Genomic DNA, 19,107 nt, shown 5'->3' on the forward strand with positions numbered 1-19,107 from the left:
ATGGAGATATTATTAGCTATTTTAATAGGTTTGCTTTATGCGGCGGGGATTTATATGATCCTACGTCGTAGTTTGGTGAAACTAATTATTGGAATAATTCTGTTAGGGAATGGAGCTAATCTTTTGATTTTTCTTTTAGGCAGAATAACGAAAGGTTTACCTCCTATAATACCAGAAAATTCTGAAGTTTTTACAGAAGCTTATGCAGACCCCGTTCCGCAGGCACTTATATTAACTGCTATTGTAATTAGTTTTGGATTGCAATCTTTTGCCATCATTCTTGTGAAAAGAGCTCATAAGGTGGTAAGAACAGACGATCTGGACGAAATGAACGCAACCGACGAAGATTCATGATGCAACAATTAATCATATACCCTTTATTATTTCAATTATTCCTAAGCATAGTTTTAATGTTTTTTTGGAATAAGATTAATGCGCAAAAAATTATAAGTATTGGTGGTAGTATTATCGCTGTGGCGCTTTCAGCTTATGTATTCTATTTTGTTTGGGAAAATGGTACTCAAAAAGTAAATGCTGGAGATTGGGATGCGCCCTATGGGATTGTCTTTGTTGCAGATACTCTCGCCGTTACTTTAGTACTTTTAACAGCATTGTCTGGTTTAGCGGTATCGGTTTTTTCGGCCGGTTCTGTAATTAAAGATCGCCTACGATTTGGTTATTATCCTATATTTCATTTTCTGCTATTAGGTTTGACCGGTGCATTTTTAACCGGCGATTTATTTAACCTTTACGTTTGGTTTGAGATTATAATTATAAGCTCCTTTGTATTAATTACAATTGGTGGTGAAAAAGCACAGTTAGAAGGTGCTGTAAAATATTTTACTTTAAACATACTGGCGTCTACCATTTTCTTAACTGCTATTGCAGTACTATATGGTTTAACTGGTTCGTTGAATATGGCAGATCTTGCAGGTAAAGTTGCTGCTGTAGAAAATCGCGGACTCGTAGAAGTTGCCGCTATTTTATTCCTTATAGGTTTTGGTACAAAAGCATCTATTTTTCCACTGTATTTTTGGTTACCGGCATCTTATCATACGCCACCCGCAGCTGTTTCAGCAATATTTGGTGGGCTGCTAACTAAAGTAGGTGTTTATGCTTTGATAAGAGTGTTTACATTAATTTTTGTAGGCGATGTATTCTTAGGGGAGATCTTAATGGTACTGGCTATTCTTACTATTTTTAGTGGAGGTGTTGGTGCGTTGGTTCAGAATAACGTTCGTAAAGTTTTTTCTTATTTAATTATTTGCCATATTGGTTATATGATAGCTGGTTTGGGAATGTTTACTGAAGTGGCTATTACCGGAGTTATTTTTTATCTGATTCATGATATCATGGTGAAAACAAATCTCTTTATGGTGAGCGGAATAATTTTCAAAATAAAATCTTCAAACAGCATGAGAGCATTGGGAGGTTTCTATGCGAATTATCCAAAGCTCAGTTTGTTGATTTTTATTCCTTTATTTTCATTGGTAGGAATTCCGCCATTGTCAGGGTTTTGGCCTAAAATTTCATTGATAGGTGAAGGATTTAAAACCGAGAGTTATTGGACGGTAGCAGCAATTATTTTTGCCAGCTTTATTACCTTAGTGATAATCGCTAAATTATGGGCAGAAGTTTTCTGGAAAGATGCGAAAGAAATTCCTGAAAAGCCTAAGTTCGAATATTTCAGTGATCTAAATAAAACAAAGAAAACGCAGTTTATTGTACCAATCATTTTCTTAAGTTTAATATCACTTTATATTGGTTTTGGAGCAGAGCATATTCAATTATTATCTGCTAGAATAGCAAATGAACTTATGAATAGTCAGCAATATATTGATACAGTTTTAAACAATAGTTAAGGAAGGAAACAATGAAAAACAGGTTTGTATCTAATATTCTTCTAACATTTGTGTGGGTGGTGCTCACAGGAGACTTTCATGTTTCTAACTATTTGTTCGGCTTTATATTAAGCTATGTGATATTAATGGTGATTACCAGAGGTTCAAAAAAAGCCAAATATTTTACCATTGTTCCTAGACTTATTTATATCATACTATTCTTCTTCTGGGAATTGATAAAAGCAAATTTAGAAGTTGCTTGGGAAGTAATGACACCTAAATTAAACATGACTCCCGGTATCGTAAAAGTTCCACTAACGGTACAAAGCGATGCAGGAATAACTTTATTAGCGAATATGATAACTTTGACTCCGGGTACACTTAGTCTGGATGTTTCAAATGATAAGAAAGTGCTTTATGTACACGCGATGTATATAAAAGATAAAGATAAATTCATTGCCGGTATAAAAAACGGTTTTGAAAAACGAATTTTAGAGATTTTAAAATAATGACTTTAGTTGAATATTGTAGAATAATAATCTTGCCTGTCTTGGCTTTTTCTGTGATACTTATCTTAGTGAGATTTTTTAAGGGCCCAAGTATTGCAGATAGAATCGTTGCTTTAGATCTTTTGATAACCACAGGGATAGGTATAATCGGGATCTATACGATAACATCGGGTAGCTCGACGTTGTTAGATACAGGTATGATTCTGGCGCTTATCGCATTTTTAAGTACCGTAGCTTTAAGTTATTATTTAGAACGAAGAAGTAAGAAGAAATGAATATTTTAATAGGAATAATTATCACCTTAGGAACATTATTCGTTCTGCTCGCAGCAGTAGGACTTATAAGAATGCCAGATACCTATTTACGAATATCAGTAAATACTAAAGCTGCTACATTAGGAATTGGGCTTTTGCTGGTTGGTGTAGCCTTATACTTTTACGACCTCAGTACTACCTCCAGAGCATTTATAATCATATTATTTTTGTTCTTAACAGCGCCCGTAGGCGCACATTTAATAGGTAGAGCGTCATATTTTATTGGGAATAAACTTTGGGATAAATCCAAAATGGATGATTTGCAGGGGAAATATCAGCGAAATTCTCATGTATTAAAAAGTGAAATCGACGATACGCCAGAGGATAATGTAGATCACACCAAAATGTAATTCTTTTATTTATAGTGCGCTACTTTTCAATTATAGGTAAGCTTTCTTTTTAAAACTCAATTTTCGTCAATCTGTAAGGGCATATTCAGGTAATCTTGTAATTTTGCCTGCATGAATAGATTCCCTTCCAAGCTTAAAAAAAGCCTAGATGCAAGATCGCAGGATAATTCGCTTAGAGAATTAAAAACTGCTGCAGGAGGTGTCGATTTTTACTCTAATGATTATCTGGGATTCGCCAATGCCGAATCTATTTTTGCTAAAGCCCAAAAGCTTTGCGAAAAGTATAACCTGAAGCAAAATGGCGCGACCGGCAGCCGACTCATTTCCGGGAATCACAAATTATACGAAATCACCGAAGATTTTTTAGCTGAATTTCATCAAGCTGAAGCAGCACTTATTTTTAATTCTGGGTACGATGCCAACCTTGGTTTTTTTTCTTCAGTGCCACAAAAAGCTGATTTTATTTTTTATGACGAGCTAATTCATGCCAGTATTCGTGATGGTATTTTGTTGAATCATGCTAAGGCGTACAAATTTCAGCATAACAATATTGAAGATTTACAGCGCAAAATTTCACGATTAAATCTTTCAGAAAATTCGGCTGTTTATATCGTAACCGAAGCTATATTTTCTATGGATGGCGATAAGGCTCCTCTGCCAGAATTAGCCAAATTTTGCGAAAATAATGATCATTTTTTAATAGTAGATGAAGCGCACAGTACCGGAGTTATAGGGACAAGTGGAATGGGATTGGTGAGCGAACTTGAGCTTCAGGAAAAAGTTTTTGCCCGCATTCATACCTTCGGAAAAGCAATAGGTTGCCACGGCGCAGTTGTTTTGGGTAGCCAAAAACTAAAGTCGTATTTAGTAAATTTCGCGCGTAGTTTTATTTACACGACGGGACTTCCACCACACGCTATTGCAACTATTTATTCAGTTTTTCAGCGATTAAAAATGAGAGAAACTGAGATAGAGACGCTAAAAGCAAATATTCAGTATTTTAAAAAGCAGTTAAGAATCACAAAAATCAATACTTATTTTGTTGAAAGTGAATCAGCTATTCAATGTGCAATAATTCCGGGAAATGAGATTGTGAAGAAAATAGCATCAATTTTTCAGCAAAATCAATATCTGGTAAAACCCATTCTTTCGCCAACCGTTCCAAAAGGTAGCGAGCGACTTCGGTTTTGTTTGCATAGTTTTAATTCCGAAGAAGAAATAAAAGAGCTTGTGAATATTTTAAAAGTAGCCCTAACACAAATTTAATTTAAAATGAAACAATCTTATTTTATCACCGGTATCGATACTGAAGTTGGTAAAACCATGATATCGGCAATTGTGACCGAAGCTTTGGAAGCCGATTACTGGAAACCCATCCAGGCGGGTGATCTGGATAATTCAGATACGCATAAAGTGGAGCGTTTAATTAGTAATAAAAAAACCAAATTCCATAAAAATGCCTTTGCATTGAAAACTCCTATGAGTCCGCATGCAGCTGCTGAAATTGATGGAGTAGTAGTTTCTTCAAAAACTATGATTCGGCCAGAAACCGATAATGATCTGGTTGTAGAAGGAGCCGGTGGTTTACTGGTTCCTATAAGTGATTCTGAAACTATCGCCGATTTGATTCAGCCAGAAGATAAAGTGATTCTGGTTTCCCGTCATTACCTGGGAAGCATTAATCATACCTTATTAAGTATCGAAGCTTTGCGCAGTCGCGGTTTAGATTGCTTCGGAATTATTTATAGCGGAAATGAAACAAAAACCACTGAAGATATTATCCAAAAAATGAGCGGCGTGCCTGTGATTGGAAGGGTAGAAGAAGAGGAAGAATTTACTGCAGAAGTGATTAAAAAATACGCAGATAAATTTCGTGAGAATCTGAAAAAGTAAGGAATGCAAGAGAATTTAAGTTTAGCTGAAAGAGATAAAAAACATTTATGGCATCCGCTTACGCAGCATAAGATCGCTGGTGATGCTTTAGGAATTACAAGAGCGAAAGGCGTTAAGCTTTACGACGAAAACGGCAAAGAATATATCGACGGAATTTCGTCATGGTATACCTGCGTTTACGGCCATTGTAATGAATTTATTACAGCCCGTGTAGCTACACAAATGAAGAATTTAGATCAGGTGGTGTTTAGCGGATTTACACATAAACCAGCTGTAGAACTTTCTGAAGCTTTAATGAAAATCTTACCTAAAGGGCAGCAAAAAATGTTCTTTAACGATAATGGCTCTACAGCGACAGAGATTGGGATAAAAATGGCTTTGCAGTATCATCATAATCTTGGGAACGATCGCAAGGTGATGCTGGCTTTTGAGGAAGGTTTTCATGGTGACACTTTTGGAGCAATGTCGGTTTCAGGATTGTCGGTTTATAATGGCGCTTTCGAGGATCACTTTATTGCCGTTAAGCGAATTCCGGTTCCAAATGGAAATAACAATCAGGAAGTTTTAGAGCTGTTAAATCAAGTGATTCAAGAAAATAATATCGCAGGCTTTATTTACGAACCTTTAGTTCAGGGGGCAGCAGCCATGAAAATGCACGATGCCAATGGGTTAAATGAAATCCTGAAAGTGTGTAAAGAAAATGATATCGTTTGTGTTGCAGACGAGGTAATGACGGGCTTCGGGAAAACCGGTAAGTATTTTGCTTCAGATTATATAGAAACTAAACCCGATGTTGTTTGTATGTCCAAGGCCTTAACGGCCGGCTTATTGCCAATGGGCTTAACCAGTTGTTCGCAAAAGATCTACGATGCTTTTTATTCTGATGAGATTGCAAAAGGACTCTTTCACGGGCATACCTATAGTGCAAATCCATTAGCTTGTACCGCGGCTTTAGCCGGAGTAGAATTACTGACTTCGAAAGAAATGCAAAGCAATATTAAGCGAATTGAAAATTTACATCAGGCTTTTGCAGATAAAATTAAAGATCACCCAAAAGTGACCAATATTAGGTATTTGGGAATCATTTTTGCTTTCGATCTGAATATAAAAATGGAGCGCTACGGAAATATTCGAAATCAGCTTTTTAATTATTTTATGGAAAACGGCGTTTATCTTCGTCCGCTAGGAAACACCATTTATATTACGGCCCCTTTTATTACTTCAGACGAAGAAATGCAGAAGATTTACGATACGATTGAAGGGGTTTTTGACAGATTTTAAGTTAGAAGCTTGAGCTTAGAACGCTTTGCTGTTAGAATTTAGATGTTAGACAGTTTGAAGATGTGCTGTGGCAAAAAAAGATTAAAAAATTTTTTCAAATCAGTTTGCTCAATCTTTTGGGTTCCAAATTTGTAAACCGTAAACCGTAAACCGTAAAGATGAAAAATCCAATTTATATCACTTCCATGGCTTCCGTTTCTCCTTTGGGAGAAGACCATGAAGAAATTTGGGAGGCTTATAAAAACAATCATCATTTTATACAAAAGCACAATTTTGAAGAAGAGGAAGCTTTTGCTGCTTTTTTGCCAGAAAAATTACGTGCAGAAATAGATAATCTAAGAACTGAATCTGCAAATTATCGCAAGCTAGATCTTTCGGTGTTGTTTGCAATTTATACTTCGCGGCTAGCGATAAAACGCGCCGATTGGCAAAATGAAAAAAATATTGGAATCAATATTGGGAGTTCTCGTGGTGCGACTGGATTGTTTGAAAAATTTCATGCTGAATTTATCGAAAATCGGCAGGCGTCTACTCAGGCTTCCCCATCAACCACTTTGGGGAATATTTCATCCTGGGTTGGCCAGGATTTAGAAAATAACGGAATTCATTTTTCGCATAGTGTCACTTGTTCTACCGGTTTACATTCGGTTTTAAATGCGGTTGCTTGGCTTCAATCTGGTTTAGCTAATAAATTTATCGCCGGAGCGAGCGAAGCAGCACTTACCCCTTTTACAATTGCCCAGATGAAAGCGATTAAAACCTATGCTTCAGAAGATCTAGAATATCCTTGCCAGGCATTGAATCTTGATAAAACCCGAAATACGATGGTTTTAGGCGAAGGTGCCGGGTTGTTGTGTTTAGAAACTTCAGCTTCAGAAAAAGCACTGGCTAAAATTACCGGAATCGGTTATTCCGCAGAAAAATTAAAGCATAGTGTATCAATTTCAGAAGACGGGAAATGTATGCAAAATTCAATGAAAATGGCCATTGGAGATCTGGATCCTACTGAAATTGACGTGGTTGTGATGCACGCACCGGGGACAATAAAAGGCGATCTTGGTGAAGTAAACGCGATAAAAGCTGTTTTTGGTGAAAATTTACCGGCAATGACTTCCAATAAGTGGAAAATTGGGCATACGTTTGCAACATCGGGAATCCTGAACCTGGAATTGGCAATGTTAATGCTAAAACATCAGGAGTTTATTTCGGTTCCTTTTTCCGATATTAGTAAAAAACCTACACGATTACAGAATATTCTGGTAAATGCAGTTGGTTTTGGCGGTAATGCCGTTTCTATTTTAATTAATAATATTTAATATTTTTTAGCTCTAATGAGCAAAAAATCCTCGCTGTTCTTTTAGCGAAGTTTTGATTATTTTTGAATAAATCTATTTTCATGGCGACAAGACATAACTGGACCAAAGAAGAAATTTTAGAGATTTACAATAAACCTTTAATGGAACTGCTTTACGAAGCAGCTACGGTTCATAGAAAACATCATGATCCTAATACTGTCCAGGTTTCTACTTTGCTTTCTATAAAAACAGGCGGATGCCCAGAAGATTGTGGCTATTGCCCACAGGCAGCTCGTTACCATACCGATATTGAAGGTAATGATCTTATGAGTGTAAATCATGTAAAAGCGCAGGCATTACGTGCAAAATCTGCCGGTAGTTCTCGTGTTTGTATGGGAGCAGCTTGGAGAAATGTAAAAGACGGTCCAGAGTTTGACAATGTTTTAGAAATGGTGCGTACCATTAACAAACTTGATATGGAAGTTTGCTGTACGTTAGGGATGCTTACTGAAAACCAGGCGCAGCGTTTAGCTGAAGCAGGATTGTACGCCTACAATCATAATTTAGATACCTCTGAAGAATATTATAAAGAAGTAATTTCTACTCGTGGTTTCGATGATCGTTTAGAAACTATCGACAATGTTAGAAAAACCAATGTTACGGTTTGTAGCGGCGGAATTATTGGAATGGGAGAAAAAGAGGAAGATCGTGCCGGTATGTTAGTGGCACTTTCAACTTTAAATCCGCAGCCAGAATCTGTGCCTATTAATGCTTTAGTACCTGTAGAAGGAACGCCAATGGAAGAGCAGGCGCCGGTTTCTATTTGGGAAATGGTAAGAATGGTTGCTACAACCAGAATTGTAATGCCAGAAACTCAGGTAAGATTATCTGCCGGGCGTACACAAATGAGTAGAGAAGGGCAGGCGATGTGTTTCTTTGCTGGTGCAAATTCAATTTTTGCAGGTGACAAGTTGTTAACCACGCCAAATCCAGATGTTAGTGAGGACATGCAAATGTTTAAGGCTTTAGGTTTAAATCCGCAAAAACCATTCACTAAAAAATCGAAACCAGAAACGGTAGAGGCAGCAGCATCTAAATATAATTCGCTGAATGAAAAGCCAAAATGGTCCAGACCAGGGCATACTATAGAGCGAAACAAGATAACAGAAGAAAAACAAAAAGCTAAGGCCAAAGCTTAAATAGAGTTATGCAGTTGGATCTTCAGAAAGTACCACGAGTAAAAGGAATTTCAAAAGAGGAATTTCAGCAGGAATATTTTATTCCGCAGCGACCGGTAATTTTTGAAGATCTGGCTAAAAACTGGCCAGCATATCAAAACTGGAGTTTCGATTACTTTAGGCAGAAAGCCGGTGATGTTGTAGTGCCACTTTACGATAGCACTCCGGCAAAAGGTAGGCAAAACTCGCATGGCGCTGCCATTAAACTGTCCATTAAAGAGTATTTTGACATTCTTGAAAAAGGACCTTCAGATTTAAGAATGTTCTTTTTTAATCTTTTGCAAAATTCACCTGAACTTTTAAATGATATCGAATATCCAGATCTTGGTGTGAAGTTCTTTAAAAAATTACCTGTTCTATTTGTGGGTGGGGAAGGCTCTAGCGTGGTGATGCATTACGACATGGATCTTGCGAATAATTTTCATTTTAATTTTTCTGGTAATAAACGCGTATTGTTGTATCCGCCAGATCAAACACGGTATCTGTATAAAGTTCCACACTCAATTGTAAGTATGGAAATTATAAATATGGATAATCCAGATTTTAAAACCTATCCTGCACTTGCTAAAGCCAAGGGTTTTGAAGCTAATCTTGGTCATGGTGAAGGTTTATTTATGCCAAGCAAATGGTGGCATTTTATAAAATATGAAACAGCAAGTTTGTCGATTACCTTAAGATCTTTTCCTAGATCGCCCGGTAAAGTTTTAGAGGTGCTAAATAATCTTTTATTTATGCGGAATTACGATAATCTAATGCGTAAAATAAAAGGGCAGGACTGGATTGATTATAAAAATCAAAGAGCAATAAAGAATACTCATAAAAAAGCGAATATCGAATAATGAAGAATGGAGGTTTGCAGTTGGCAGAAATTCCAAGAGTAAAAAGGATTTCTAAAGAGGATTTTGTGAAGCAATATGTGAAGCCACAAAAGCCAGTTGTAATAGAGAATTTGATTGAAGATTGGCCGGCTTTCGAAAAATGGGGTTTGGATTATATTAAAGATGTTGCGGGAGAAAAGGTCGTTCCTTTGTATGATGATCGCCCAATAACTTCAGAATTTAAATTCAACGAGCCGCATGCCGAAATGAAAATGTCAGATTATATCGATCTTTTAAAATCTGAACCTACAGATTACAGGATTTTTCTTTATCACTTAATGAAAGAGGTGCCAGCGCTGCAAAAAGATTTTAAATTTCCGAACATCGGTTTGCGAATGATAAAGCAATTACCCATGCTTTTTTTTGGAGGTGAGAATTCTAAAGTGTTTATGCATTATGATATTGATTTTGCAAATATCCTTCATTTCCAATTTCATGGTAAAAAGCAATGTATTCTTTATCCACCTTCAGAAAGTAAATATCTTTACAAAGTTCCGCATGCTTTAATTTCAAGAGAAGATATCGATTTTACCAATCCAGATTTTAATAATTTTCCTGTTCTGAAAAAAGCAAAAGGCTATGTTACTGAGCTTAATCATGGTGAAGCACTCTATATGCCTGAAGGCTACTGGCACCAGATGACTTATCTTACTGCTGGTTTTTCGATGAGTTTAAGAGCTACACCGCGTACCGTCACCAATTTTTCTAAAGCTATTTATAATCTGGTAGTAATGCGCAATTTTGATAATCTTATGCGTAAGTTAAGAGGGCAAAAATGGATTGATTACAAAAATCGAGTAGCAGTTAAGAAGACTAATAAGTATGCTTAATTAATTAGTTGTTTGAATAATTATTAGCATAAGTCTAGCCCTGTAGATTAAGGTTTGTTAACTTTGAATTGCAAAACAATTCGGTTTGAAACCACCCCTCAATTATAAAATCTCATCTTCTGAAGGGATCTATCTTCTAAAATGCATTATTGGTACAATTGTCTGTTATGCGTTGTTTGATGCTTTTCCCCAATATCCTTTTTACTGGAGTATCATTTCTTGTTTATTGGTGTTCTCTCAGGAGAATGACCGTGAACTGGCGCTTAATAGAATTAAGTCTAATTTTCTGGGTTCTTTTGTTGGCTTGGCGGTCTATTTTTTACCAATTCCAAGTGTTGTGATGTTTTGTCTTGGGGTTGCTTTTACCGTTATTCTAGGGATATTTTTAAAAATAGAACCCACTATTAGATCTGCCTTGGCAGCAGTAATTATTGTTATTATAAATGAAGATAAAGCCGATACGGCTTGGCTGGTAGGTTTGCAACGAGCTGGCTGTGTGTTGTTAGGGTGCTTAATTGCTTTATTTATATCTATGGCTTTTAATAGGCTTTTTAAGGCGGTATTCAATCGTTCAGCTTAGATAATTCGTTAGCTTTATCAAAAACAAGGTGGCTTTCCCAACCTCGATATTGTAAGTAATCGACAAGTTTTTTTTTCTTTTTAATTACTGAAGTTTCCTTGATGGTTTCCCATTTCTTTTCTGAAATTTCATGGAAAGTAGTAAGGTAGTCGGTTTCTGAAATTTCTTTAAGTCCGGTTTGAATATTTCTAGCTGAAATTCCTTTTATTTTCAACTCATTAGTAATTCTTTTTTTGCCCCATTTTTTAATTCTGAATTTACCCCTGGCAAAGTTTTTTGCGAATCGCTCTTCATTAAGGAAATTTTCCCGCATAAGTTCCATGATAATTTGTTCCTGGGCTTCAGGAATCATATTCATGCTCTTAAGCTTTTCTTCAACTTCTTTATGAGTTCTATCTCTGTAGGCACAATATTGCATTAGCTTGACGGTAGCTTCTTTTAGTGTATGCGTTTTATGTGCAGCTTGTTTCATGTTGCAAAGCTAAATCTTTTGCGGTGCGATTGAAATAAAAAAACCGCCATAGCGACGGTTTCTTAACATATTATTTATGGATTAGGCCATAGCTTTTTTATTCAATCTTTTTTCAGCTAGTTTATCTAATTTGTTGTCTGCGGCATATTCTTCATCAAGTGTTTTTTGAAGTTTTGTAGCAAGTTCTTTATAGCCTAATTCTTTAGCGTAGCGAACAACCGTCCCGTATCCCGAAATCTCATAATGCTCAATGCGTTGCGCATCTGCAATGATACCGGCATCGCTAACCTCTTCAGAAGTCTTTTCTTTTAAGAAATCCTCAGCTTCTTCGATAAGTCCCTTCATCGCTTTGCAGGTTTCGCCAGTAGGTTTAATGCCTAGCTCTTTACAAATTTCAGATAAGCGTTCTTTATGCTCTTTAGTTTCTTCTAGATGACCCTCAAATGCTTTTTTTAGAGCATCATTATTTGCTGCTTTTACCATTTTAGGTAATGCTTTTAGAAGTTGCGATTCAGCACTATATAAGTCTTTCAACTGGTGTTCGAATAATTCCTTTAAATCTTTCATCTTTTTAATAATTAGGTTGTTATAGGTTAAATGTATCCTATAAACCAAACCAGTATAGTTAAATAGATAAGAAAGCTTTCTTAGCTTTTTGCCAATTGTGAGTGGTTATATTATTTGAATTTGGAGTATAAAAAAACGCCTAACAAAATTTTTGTTAGGCGTTTTAGTTTTATCGAATAACTTTTCCTTCTTGATCGTGGAAATGATACTCTAAATACGTGTAAGCGTCTCTAGGTATAATTTTAACCCAGCGTTTATGGTCTAGAAACCATTTAGATCTGGGAGATGGAAAGCCTTTCGTTAGAAAAGCTGCAATAAATGGATGCGCAGTAAGCGTTATTTTCTTATGATTCTTCTTAAGAAGTCGCTCTATATCGGCTTTGATTTTTTGTATTAAGATAATTGGTGCCTCAACCTCACCATCGCCATTAGGATTCTCCTCTCGGGTCTTAATATTCATTTCTGGCCTTACGCGTTGTCTTGTAATTTGTATTAGTCCAAATTTACTAGGAGGGAGGATCTTGTGCTTAGCACGATCGTCGCTCATTTCGTTTTTAAGGTGATCGAATAATGCTTTGCGATTTTCAGCTTTATTCATATCAATAAAATCGACTACTATAATGCCGCCCATATCGCGAAGTCTTAATTGGCGAGCAATTTCTGTAGCGCTTATTAGATTTACCTCTAGTGCGGTATCTTCTTGGTTTTTGGATTTATTAGAACGATTCCCGCTATTCACATCTATAACATGCATAGCTTCTGTATGTTCTATAACCAGGTAGGCGCCCTTACTTATGGATACAGTGCGTCCAAAAGAGGTTTTTATTTGTCTTTCGATACCATACTTTTCAAAAATTGGAACATTGGACTGATGTAGTTTTACAATTGATTCTTTGCTAGGAGCAATTTCGCCCACATAGTCCTTAATTTGTGTGTAAAGCGTCTCGTCATCTACAGTAATAGAGGTGAATGTATCATTGAACACATCTCTTAAAAGAGATGATGCTCGATTTAATTCTCCCAAAACTTTTGATGGATAATGAGGCTTATACAATTTTTTACACATCGCTGTCCATCGACCCATCAAATTTTGAAGGTCTTTGTCCAGCTCTGCTACTTTTTTGCCTTCGGCTACGGTTCTTACGATAACGCCAAAACCTTTAGGTTTTATGCTTTTAACAAGGCGTTTTAATCGATCTTTTTCTTCCTTACTTTCAATTTTTTGAGAAACTGAAATTCTATTAGAAAAAGGAACAAGAACGATATATCTTCCTGGTAGGGATAACTCGCTACTTATACGAGGCCCTTTGGTAGATATAGGTTCTTTTACAATTTGAACCAGTAACGACTGATTTGATTTTAAGACATCAGAGATAACTCCGTTTTTGTCTATTTCTTTTTCAAAAGTAAAATTCTTTAAAGAATAATCTTTTAATTTACCTGTGCTTACACGTTTTATAAACTTAAGCAAGGATGAAACCTGAGGGCCCAGATCATGATAGTGTAAAAAACCATCTTTAGTATAGCCAACATTAACAAATGCGGCATTTAACCCGGGGACAGCCTTTCTAATCTTAGCAATCATTATATCGCCAACATTAAAATTATTGTCGTCTTCATCCTTGTTCAGTTCAACAAGTTTTCCATCTTTTAATAAGGCAAAATCTACAGCAGAGGATTCGGACCGTATAATTAATTCTTTGTCCACTCTATTAGATTTTTAAGCCCGAAAATTCTCGGGATGGATTAAACATTATTTTATCACAGGTGTTTGAAGCCTGAAGAGATTTATAAATATACCGGCATAGTAATTTAATACCATGCTTTTATTTAAAATCTCGATGTCAAAGAACGTTGCTGTTAAAGCAAAATCTTTTAAATAAAAAAAGTAGTATGAAAACTACTTTTTCTTGTGGCGGTTAGCTCTTCTTCTTTTTTTACGCTTGTGCGTAGCTACCTTATGTCTTTTTCTTTTTTTACCACTTGGCATAGTGTTACGTTTTAATTAATAAATTTATTTCATTATTCCAGCTTCTTACTTCTGGATAGCTTATTTTACATCTACATTACTCTTAACTCCCTCCACGAAAATCTTCGCTGGTTTAAATGCCGGAATGTTATGAGCAGGTATTTTAATAGTTGTGTTTTTAGAAATGTTTCTTCCAGTTTTTTCAGCTCTTGTTTTTACAACAAAGCTTCCAAAACCTCTTAGATAAACATTGTCTCCACTTTCTAAAGAAGATTTTACCTCTTCCATAAAGGTTTCAATTGTAGCTTGTACATCACCTTTCTCCATTCCTAATTTCTCCGAAATATTCGCTACGATATCTGCTTTCGTCATTTTCGTGCTATTTAATATTTATAAATTGGGGTTCTTAATTTTCAAGGGGGCAAATATAAGAATTATATATTCAATATTTCAAACCTAAATCATTAAATAATAACGGAATAAACAATTTATATTGCGATAAGAGATTTTAAATTATGAATTTTTCTAAAACTTTGATTAACTGGTACTTAAAATCTAAGCGTGATTTGCCTTGGCGAAAAACCCGTGATCCTTACAACATTTGGCTAAGCGAAATTATGCTTCAGCAAACAAGAATAGAGCAAGGATTACCTTATTATATGAAATTTATAGACGAGTTTCCTAGCGTTTTTGATCTTGCTGATGCTCCTCAGGATAAAGTGATGAAGCTATGGCAGGGATTAGGATATTATTCTAGGGCTAGAAATCTTCATGCCACAGCAAAACATGTGGCTTATGAGTTTGATGGGATTTTTCCAAAGGATTATAAGGGATTACTAAAATTAAAAGGAGTAGGCGATTATACGGCTAGTGCAATTGCATCTATAAGTTATAACGAGCCTGTAGCTGTTGTCGATGGAAATGTTTACCGTGTACTTTCACGTTATTTTAATATAGACACTCCTATTAATAGTACAGAAGGAGTGAAAGAGTTTAAAGCATTAGCGACAGAGTTATTAGATCGAGAAAATCCTTCAGCATTTAATCAAGCTTTGATGGAGTTTGGTGCTTTGCAGTGCAAACCTAAAAATCCGCTTTGTAATACTTGTCCTTTTAATATAAGCTGTTTGGCCTTAAAAGAAAACAAGATTGGTGATTTGCCGGTTAAAATTAAGAAAGGAAAAATCAAAAATCGATATTTTAATTATCTGGTTTTTTCTTCGGAAGAGAATAGAACCTTACTTCAGCAAAGAAAAGGAAAAGGAATATGGCATGGTTTGTATGAGTTTCCTTTAATTGAAACCAAAACTGATATTCAGCAAGCAGAAGTTATTGAAAATAATATCCAATTTCAGCAATTAACACAAGCAAAAAATGTTGCTGTTAGTCTGTATAACGATCAGGCGATTGTGCATAAATTATCGCATCAGCATATTTTTGCCCGTTTTTGGTTTGTTGAAGCAGAAAACTTGCTTGAAGACGGCATTTCCACAGAAAAAGTGAAAGAATATCCAGTGCCGGTGTTAATTCAGAATTTTCTTAATGAAATTGACATAGAAAACTTGTAATTTTGCTGTTTTTCAATTTAACTGTATTCCGATTTTAATCGGATTGATTTTTTCATTAAATTAGAAAGATAACTTTAAATAAATCTAACACAATATTTTATGACAGGGACGCTAAATAAAGTAATGCTTATAGGACATACCGGAGATGATGTAAAGATGCATTATTTTGAAGGCGGTGGCTCGATTGGCCGTTTTCCGCTTGCAACTAATGAGGTTTACACCAATAGAACCAGCGGCGAACGTGTAAATAATACCGAGTGGCATAATGTTGTTGTGCGTAATAAAGCGGCTGAAGTTTGTGAGAAATACCTTAAAAAAGGGGACAAGGTTTATATCGAAGGTAGAATTAAAACGCGTAAATGGACCGATGATAAAGGGATGGAACGTTACTCTACTGAAGTACAATGTACCGAGTTTACTTTTTTAACTCCTAAAGGAGAAAGTAATGGTAGTAATCCTTCACCACAAAACAATGCGGGTAGCCAGGGAGCAAAGCCAAATAATACGGCAAACAGTAATTCGGGTTATTCGGGCGATAATACTAATTTTGCCAGTCAACCATTTAATGGTAACGATGAGGAAGAAGATGATTTACCATTTTAAGTTTAATTAAATTTATTGCATTTGGATCCAGAACCCCCCAGTATTATTTTATGGGCCGCGTTTGATTACACCCAGGTAATAAGCCTTATATTTTTATTACTGCTATTGCTATGCTCTGCCATGATATCTGGTGCAGAGGTAGCTTTCTTTTCGCTAACTCCTGCAGACTTTATAACAGAGGATGGGAGTAAGAGAACAAAATCTCAGGAAATTGTAATAAAGCTCCTAGAAAAACCAAAGAAGCTTTTAGCAACCATACTGGTAGCCAATAACTTCATCAATATTGCTATTGTTTTGTTATTTGATTCCGTTTCAGACCAATTATTTGGCGGGCTCGATTTTGTTATTTTTGGTTTAAACTTTAAGTTGATTTTTGAAATTGGTATTGTTACTTTCCTAATCTTGCTTTTTGGTGAGATCTTACCAAAAGTTTATGCTAGTCGTAATAATGTTCAGTTTTCAAATTTTATGGCGCAGCCGGTCAATATTTTAGATACTTTATTTTCTCCGCTAAGTACACCAATGCGCGCCGTTACTCTTTTTTTACACGAAAAATTAGGTAAACAACGTCCTTTTATTAGTATAGACCATCTTTCACAGGCATTAGAGCTAACTAGTGAAGAAGATACAACTAAAGAAGAACAGAAAATTCTAAAAGGTATTGTGTCTTTTGGGAATACCGATACCAAACAAGTGATGCGCCCTAGGATGGATATCTTTGCGTTGAGCGACGAAGATACCTATGCTGAAATTATCCCTGCACTTATCGAAAATGGATATTCTAGAATTCCGGTTTACAAGGAGAATATCGATAATGTAACCGGTATTTTATATAGCAAAGACTTATTACCTTATCTAAATACGAAAGATTTCGAATGGACGTCTCTTTTAAGAGAACCTTATTTTATTCCGGAGAATAAAAAATTAGATGATCTTTTAAACGAATTTAAGGAAAAGAAAAATCACCTTGCAATTGTCGTGGATGAATATGGTGGTACCAGTGGACTGATTAGTTTAGAAGATATAATTGAAGAGATTGTTGGCGATATAAGTGATGAATTTGATGATGAGGATCTAATCTATTCGAAATTAGACGAATTTAATTATGTCTTTGAAGGTCGTACTCCATTGAAGGATTTCTATAAAATTATCAAGTTGGAAGAGCCTTCTTTATTTGAAGACAATAAGGGAGAATCTGAAACACTAGCCGGATTTTTACTTGAAATTTCTGGAGACTTTCCTCACAAAAACGAAATTATCAACTTTGGCAATTATAATTTTAAAGTTGAAGCTGTAGACGATAGAAGGATCAAACAAATTAAATTGACGATTTTGCCTGTATGAGGTATTTAAGTTATTTGGTAGTTTTTATAGTATTCTGTTTTATGGTTTCCTGCGGAAATGAAGTCCAGCCGAAACCAAAAGCAATGTTAGCTTTAGAGTATCCTAGGCCAGAGTATCAACCAATAAACATTAATTGTCCTTATACATTTGAAATAAATCAAATAGCTGAAATCGCACCTTCTAAAAATAGGCGACCATGCTGGATCAATCTGGATTACCCTTCTTTAAACGGTTCTATATTTATCACTTATCAATCGGTAAATAATAATCTAGATTCATTATTAAGGGACGCACAAAAATTGCCTTTAGAGCATACTATAAAAGCAGAAGCCATAGAAGGCGATATTTATACCAACGATATCCATAAAGCTTATGGTATGTTTTATGAACTTCAGGGTGATGCTGCCTCACAGGCACAATTTTATATTACCGATAGTACGAGCCATTTTTTAACAGGTTCGGTTTATTTCAATACGCAGCCTAATTACGACTCCATTTATCCTGCAGCTAGCTACATTATGAAGGATATGCGGTATTTAATGGAAACAATTAGATGGCAATAATTTTTTTCTTTTCGATTTCGATTCTAACATAGAATGATGATTTTTGCCGCAAATTTTAGAGCTATGGCGGCAGGAAACAAAAAATGGATATACCTTTTTATATTATCCTTAATTTGGGGCAGTTCTTTCATTCTTATCAAGAAAGGACTCGTAGGTCTTTCTCCGCTTCAGGTTGGTGCATTTCGGATTATTTTCGCCGCTTTATTTTTAATTCTTGTAGGTTTTAGAAAAATCATTAAGCTTAAAACTTCGCAATGGAAGTGGATCATTGTCTCTGGTTTTGTGGGATCATTCTTCCCAATTTTTCTTTTTGCTTTTGCTGAAACAAAAATAAGCAGCGGGATCGCTTCGATCCTGAATGCGGTTACGCCTTTAATGACGCTTATTCTGGGCGTTATGTTCTTTCAGGATAGATTGAATAGTAATAAAGGGATTGGTGTTGTGGTTGGTTTAATAGGTACTGCGGGTTTAATTTTTAGTAACGCAAATTTTAATGGAAGTGAGAATTATTTGTATTCAATATTGGGCATTTTAGCCGCGATTTGTTATGGCATAAACGTAAATCTCTTAAAAAAATATTTAAGTGATATTCCTGCTGTGGCAGTAACTTCTGGTTGTTTTGCCGTTTTATTGATTCCTGCGTTCTCCATTTTGGTACTGTCTGGATTTTTTACTGAAAATTTATCGAATATTGAATTGCAGAAATCGATAGGTTTTATTGCAATTTTGGGAGTTTTGGGGACTGGTGTTGCGATGATCTTATTCAATAGACTAGTGCAAATTACAGATCCCGTTTTCACCAGTTCAGTAACTTATACGATGCCTATTGTTGCTTTGGCTTGGGGGATTTTGGATGATGAGGTTTTTAGTTTGAATCAGTTATTCTTTGCAATGCTTGTAATTATTGGTGTTTTGATTGTGAACCGTGCGAAGGTAATTTCAATAAAAAGAAAAAAGAAGTTAGTTTAATAAAAAAGCCGACTTAAAAAGCCGGCTTTATCTAACATTAACT

General features: G+C 35.6%; 22 protein-coding genes. 18 read left to right on the top strand and 4 right to left on the bottom strand.

The features are described from left to right. The 13 genes from PBT89_RS01440 to PBT89_RS01500 all read left to right on the top strand — a co-directional run bounded on the left by PBT89_RS01440 (position 1) and on the right by PBT89_RS01500 (position 11,009). Positions 1 to 354, top strand: coding sequence for a Na+/H+ antiporter subunit C (locus PBT89_RS01440; RefSeq protein ID WP_270059492.1), 354 nt, complete (start codon positions 1 to 3; stop codon positions 352 to 354). Beyond that, positions 351 to 1,862 carry a proton-conducting transporter transmembrane domain-containing protein gene (locus PBT89_RS01445; protein WP_270063071.1) on the top strand — a complete coding sequence of 504 codons (1,512 nt, stop codon included), beginning with the start codon at positions 351 to 353 and terminating at the stop codon, positions 1,860 to 1,862. Before PBT89_RS01440 ends, PBT89_RS01445 begins: the two co-directional genes overlap by 4 nt. Positions 1,863 to 1,873: 11 nt before the next feature. Further along, positions 1,874 to 2,350 carry a Na+/H+ antiporter subunit E gene (locus PBT89_RS01450; RefSeq protein WP_270059490.1) on the top strand — a complete coding sequence of 159 codons (477 nt, stop codon included), beginning with the start codon at positions 1,874 to 1,876 and terminating at the stop codon, positions 2,348 to 2,350. Further along, positions 2,350 to 2,625 carry a monovalent cation/H+ antiporter complex subunit F gene (locus PBT89_RS01455; RefSeq protein WP_270059489.1) on the top strand — a complete coding sequence of 92 codons (276 nt, stop codon included), beginning with the start codon at positions 2,350 to 2,352 and terminating at the stop codon, positions 2,623 to 2,625. Before PBT89_RS01450 ends, PBT89_RS01455 begins: the two co-directional genes overlap by 1 nt. Next, on the top strand, positions 2,622 to 3,014 hold the full coding sequence (gene mnhG, locus PBT89_RS01460; RefSeq protein ID WP_270059488.1) for a monovalent cation/H(+) antiporter subunit G: 393 nt from the start codon (positions 2,622 to 2,624) through the stop codon (positions 3,012 to 3,014). The genes PBT89_RS01455 and mnhG overlap by 4 nt, the downstream gene beginning before the upstream one ends. Positions 3,015 to 3,125: 111 nt before the next feature. Further along, positions 3,126 to 4,280: an aminotransferase class I/II-fold pyridoxal phosphate-dependent enzyme gene (locus PBT89_RS01465; protein ID WP_270063072.1), complete on the top strand. Its 1,155-nt coding sequence runs from the start codon at positions 3,126 to 3,128 to the stop codon at positions 4,278 to 4,280. Positions 4,281 to 4,286: 6 nt separating this feature from the next. Beyond that, complete coding sequence (bioD, locus tag PBT89_RS01470; protein ID WP_270063073.1) at positions 4,287 to 4,907, top strand: dethiobiotin synthase; 621 nt, start codon at positions 4,287 to 4,289, stop codon at positions 4,905 to 4,907. 3 nt (positions 4,908 to 4,910) lie between these two features. Next, positions 4,911 to 6,188 (top strand): adenosylmethionine--8-amino-7-oxononanoate transaminase, encoded by a 1,278-nt coding sequence (gene bioA / locus PBT89_RS01475; protein ID WP_270063074.1) that lies wholly within the window; start codon positions 4,911 to 4,913, stop codon positions 6,186 to 6,188. 158 nt (positions 6,189 to 6,346) lie between these two features. Continuing rightward, positions 6,347 to 7,504 carry a beta-ketoacyl synthase N-terminal-like domain-containing protein gene (locus tag PBT89_RS01480; RefSeq protein WP_270063075.1) on the top strand — a complete coding sequence of 386 codons (1,158 nt, stop codon included), beginning with the start codon at positions 6,347 to 6,349 and terminating at the stop codon, positions 7,502 to 7,504. An 80-nt stretch (positions 7,505 to 7,584) separates the two neighbouring features. Next, positions 7,585 to 8,682, top strand: a complete 1,098-nt coding sequence (gene bioB / locus PBT89_RS01485) for a biotin synthase BioB (RefSeq protein ID WP_270063076.1) — start codon at positions 7,585 to 7,587, stop codon at positions 8,680 to 8,682. An 8-nt stretch (positions 8,683 to 8,690) separates the two neighbouring features. Beyond that, the gene (locus tag PBT89_RS01490) at positions 8,691 to 9,560 is read left to right on the top strand and encodes a cupin-like domain-containing protein (RefSeq protein WP_270063077.1); all 870 of its coding nucleotides are present in this window, start codon (positions 8,691 to 8,693) and stop codon (positions 9,558 to 9,560) included. Further along, positions 9,560 to 10,429 (top strand): cupin-like domain-containing protein, encoded by an 870-nt coding sequence (locus PBT89_RS01495; protein ID WP_270063078.1) that lies wholly within the window; start codon positions 9,560 to 9,562, stop codon positions 10,427 to 10,429. The genes PBT89_RS01490 and PBT89_RS01495 overlap by 1 nt, the downstream gene beginning before the upstream one ends. A gap of 85 nt (positions 10,430 to 10,514) precedes the next feature. Next, a complete protein-coding gene (locus PBT89_RS01500) occupies positions 10,515 to 11,009 on the top strand; it encodes an FUSC family protein (protein WP_270063079.1) in 495 nt (164 codons plus the stop codon). On the opposite strand, the gene PBT89_RS01505 is transcribed toward PBT89_RS01500, so the two are convergent. The 4 genes from PBT89_RS01505 to PBT89_RS01520 all read right to left on the bottom strand — a co-directional run bounded on the left by PBT89_RS01505 (position 10,993) and on the right by PBT89_RS01520 (position 14,389). Beyond that, positions 10,993 to 11,481: a regulatory protein RecX gene (locus PBT89_RS01505; protein WP_270063080.1), complete on the bottom strand. Its 489-nt coding sequence runs from the start codon at positions 11,479 to 11,481 to the stop codon at positions 10,993 to 10,995. The genes PBT89_RS01500 and PBT89_RS01505 overlap by 17 nt on opposite strands. Before the next feature lie 81 nt (positions 11,482 to 11,562). Further along, positions 11,563 to 12,048: a YciE/YciF ferroxidase family protein gene (locus PBT89_RS01510; RefSeq protein WP_270059478.1), complete on the bottom strand. Its 486-nt coding sequence runs from the start codon at positions 12,046 to 12,048 to the stop codon at positions 11,563 to 11,565. 169 nt (positions 12,049 to 12,217) lie between these two features. After that, positions 12,218 to 13,756, bottom strand: coding sequence for a ribonuclease E/G (locus PBT89_RS01515; RefSeq protein WP_270063081.1), 1,539 nt, complete (start codon positions 13,754 to 13,756; stop codon positions 12,218 to 12,220). Between the two features lie 342 nt (positions 13,757 to 14,098). Beyond that, positions 14,099 to 14,389: an HU family DNA-binding protein gene (locus PBT89_RS01520; protein ID WP_013073853.1), complete on the bottom strand. Its 291-nt coding sequence runs from the start codon at positions 14,387 to 14,389 to the stop codon at positions 14,099 to 14,101. 143 nt (positions 14,390 to 14,532) lie between these two features. On the opposite strand from PBT89_RS01520, the gene mutY reads away from it, so the two are divergent. The 5 genes from mutY to PBT89_RS01545 all read left to right on the top strand — a co-directional run bounded on the left by mutY (position 14,533) and on the right by PBT89_RS01545 (position 19,064). Beyond that, on the top strand, positions 14,533 to 15,585 hold the full coding sequence (gene mutY, locus PBT89_RS01525) for an A/G-specific adenine glycosylase (RefSeq protein WP_270063082.1): 1,053 nt from the start codon (positions 14,533 to 14,535) through the stop codon (positions 15,583 to 15,585). Positions 15,586 to 15,684: 99 nt separating this feature from the next. After that, positions 15,685 to 16,188 carry a single-stranded DNA-binding protein gene (locus PBT89_RS01530; protein ID WP_270063083.1) on the top strand — a complete coding sequence of 168 codons (504 nt, stop codon included), beginning with the start codon at positions 15,685 to 15,687 and terminating at the stop codon, positions 16,186 to 16,188. Between the two features lie 21 nt (positions 16,189 to 16,209). Next, positions 16,210 to 17,532, top strand: coding sequence for a gliding motility-associated protein GldE (locus PBT89_RS01535; protein WP_270063084.1), 1,323 nt, complete (start codon positions 16,210 to 16,212; stop codon positions 17,530 to 17,532). Further along, positions 17,529 to 18,095: a gliding motility lipoprotein GldD gene (gldD, locus tag PBT89_RS01540; protein WP_270063085.1), complete on the top strand. Its 567-nt coding sequence runs from the start codon at positions 17,529 to 17,531 to the stop codon at positions 18,093 to 18,095. Before PBT89_RS01535 ends, gldD begins: the two co-directional genes overlap by 4 nt. Positions 18,096 to 18,128: 33 nt before the next feature. Beyond that, entirely contained in the window at positions 18,129 to 19,064 is a 936-nt protein-coding gene (locus tag PBT89_RS01545; RefSeq protein WP_333474144.1) for a DMT family transporter, read from the top strand. Positions 19,065 to 19,107 lie beyond the last annotated feature (43 nt).

The sequence above is a fragment of the Zunongwangia sp. HRR-M8 genome, from assembly GCF_027594405.1.
Classification (GTDB): domain Bacteria; phylum Bacteroidota; class Bacteroidia; order Flavobacteriales; family Flavobacteriaceae; genus Zunongwangia.

What these genes read in the sequence shown, in the direction of transcription:
- bioB (WP_270063076.1), top strand. Translation starts at nt 7,585, where the DNA reads ATGGCGACAAGACATAACTGGACCAAAGAAGAAATTTTAGAGATTTAC.
- bioD (WP_270063073.1), top strand. Translation starts at nt 4,287, where the DNA reads ATGAAACAATCTTATTTTATCACCGGTATCGATACTGAAGTTGGTAAA.
- PBT89_RS01440 (WP_270059492.1), top strand. Translation starts at nt 1, where the DNA reads ATGGAGATATTATTAGCTATTTTAATAGGTTTGCTTTATGCGGCGGGG.
- mnhG (WP_270059488.1), top strand. Translation starts at nt 2,622, where the DNA reads ATGAATATTTTAATAGGAATAATTATCACCTTAGGAACATTATTCGTT.
- bioA (WP_270063074.1), top strand. Translation starts at nt 4,911, where the DNA reads ATGCAAGAGAATTTAAGTTTAGCTGAAAGAGATAAAAAACATTTATGG.
- PBT89_RS01455 (WP_270059489.1), top strand. Translation starts at nt 2,350, where the DNA reads ATGACTTTAGTTGAATATTGTAGAATAATAATCTTGCCTGTCTTGGCT.
- PBT89_RS01495 (WP_270063078.1), top strand. Translation starts at nt 9,560, where the DNA reads ATGAAGAATGGAGGTTTGCAGTTGGCAGAAATTCCAAGAGTAAAAAGG.
- PBT89_RS01510 (WP_270059478.1), bottom strand. Translation starts at nt 12,048, where the DNA reads ATGAAAGATTTAAAGGAATTATTCGAACACCAGTTGAAAGACTTATAT.
- PBT89_RS01545 (WP_333474144.1), top strand. Translation starts at nt 18,129, where the DNA reads ATGATGATTTTTGCCGCAAATTTTAGAGCTATGGCGGCAGGAAACAAA.
- PBT89_RS01450 (WP_270059490.1), top strand. Translation starts at nt 1,874, where the DNA reads ATGAAAAACAGGTTTGTATCTAATATTCTTCTAACATTTGTGTGGGTG.
- PBT89_RS01490 (WP_270063077.1), top strand. Translation starts at nt 8,691, where the DNA reads ATGCAGTTGGATCTTCAGAAAGTACCACGAGTAAAAGGAATTTCAAAA.
- PBT89_RS01505 (WP_270063080.1), bottom strand. Translation starts at nt 11,481, where the DNA reads ATGAAACAAGCTGCACATAAAACGCATACACTAAAAGAAGCTACCGTC.
- PBT89_RS01530 (WP_270063083.1), top strand. Translation starts at nt 15,685, where the DNA reads ATGACAGGGACGCTAAATAAAGTAATGCTTATAGGACATACCGGAGAT.
- PBT89_RS01480 (WP_270063075.1), top strand. Translation starts at nt 6,347, where the DNA reads ATGAAAAATCCAATTTATATCACTTCCATGGCTTCCGTTTCTCCTTTG.
- PBT89_RS01465 (WP_270063072.1), top strand. Translation starts at nt 3,126, where the DNA reads ATGAATAGATTCCCTTCCAAGCTTAAAAAAAGCCTAGATGCAAGATCG.
- mutY (WP_270063082.1), top strand. Translation starts at nt 14,533, where the DNA reads ATGAATTTTTCTAAAACTTTGATTAACTGGTACTTAAAATCTAAGCGT.
- gldD (WP_270063085.1), top strand. Translation starts at nt 17,529, where the DNA reads ATGAGGTATTTAAGTTATTTGGTAGTTTTTATAGTATTCTGTTTTATG.
- PBT89_RS01445 (WP_270063071.1), top strand. Translation starts at nt 351, where the DNA reads ATGATGCAACAATTAATCATATACCCTTTATTATTTCAATTATTCCTA.
- PBT89_RS01520 (WP_013073853.1), bottom strand. Translation starts at nt 14,389, where the DNA reads ATGACGAAAGCAGATATCGTAGCGAATATTTCGGAGAAATTAGGAATG.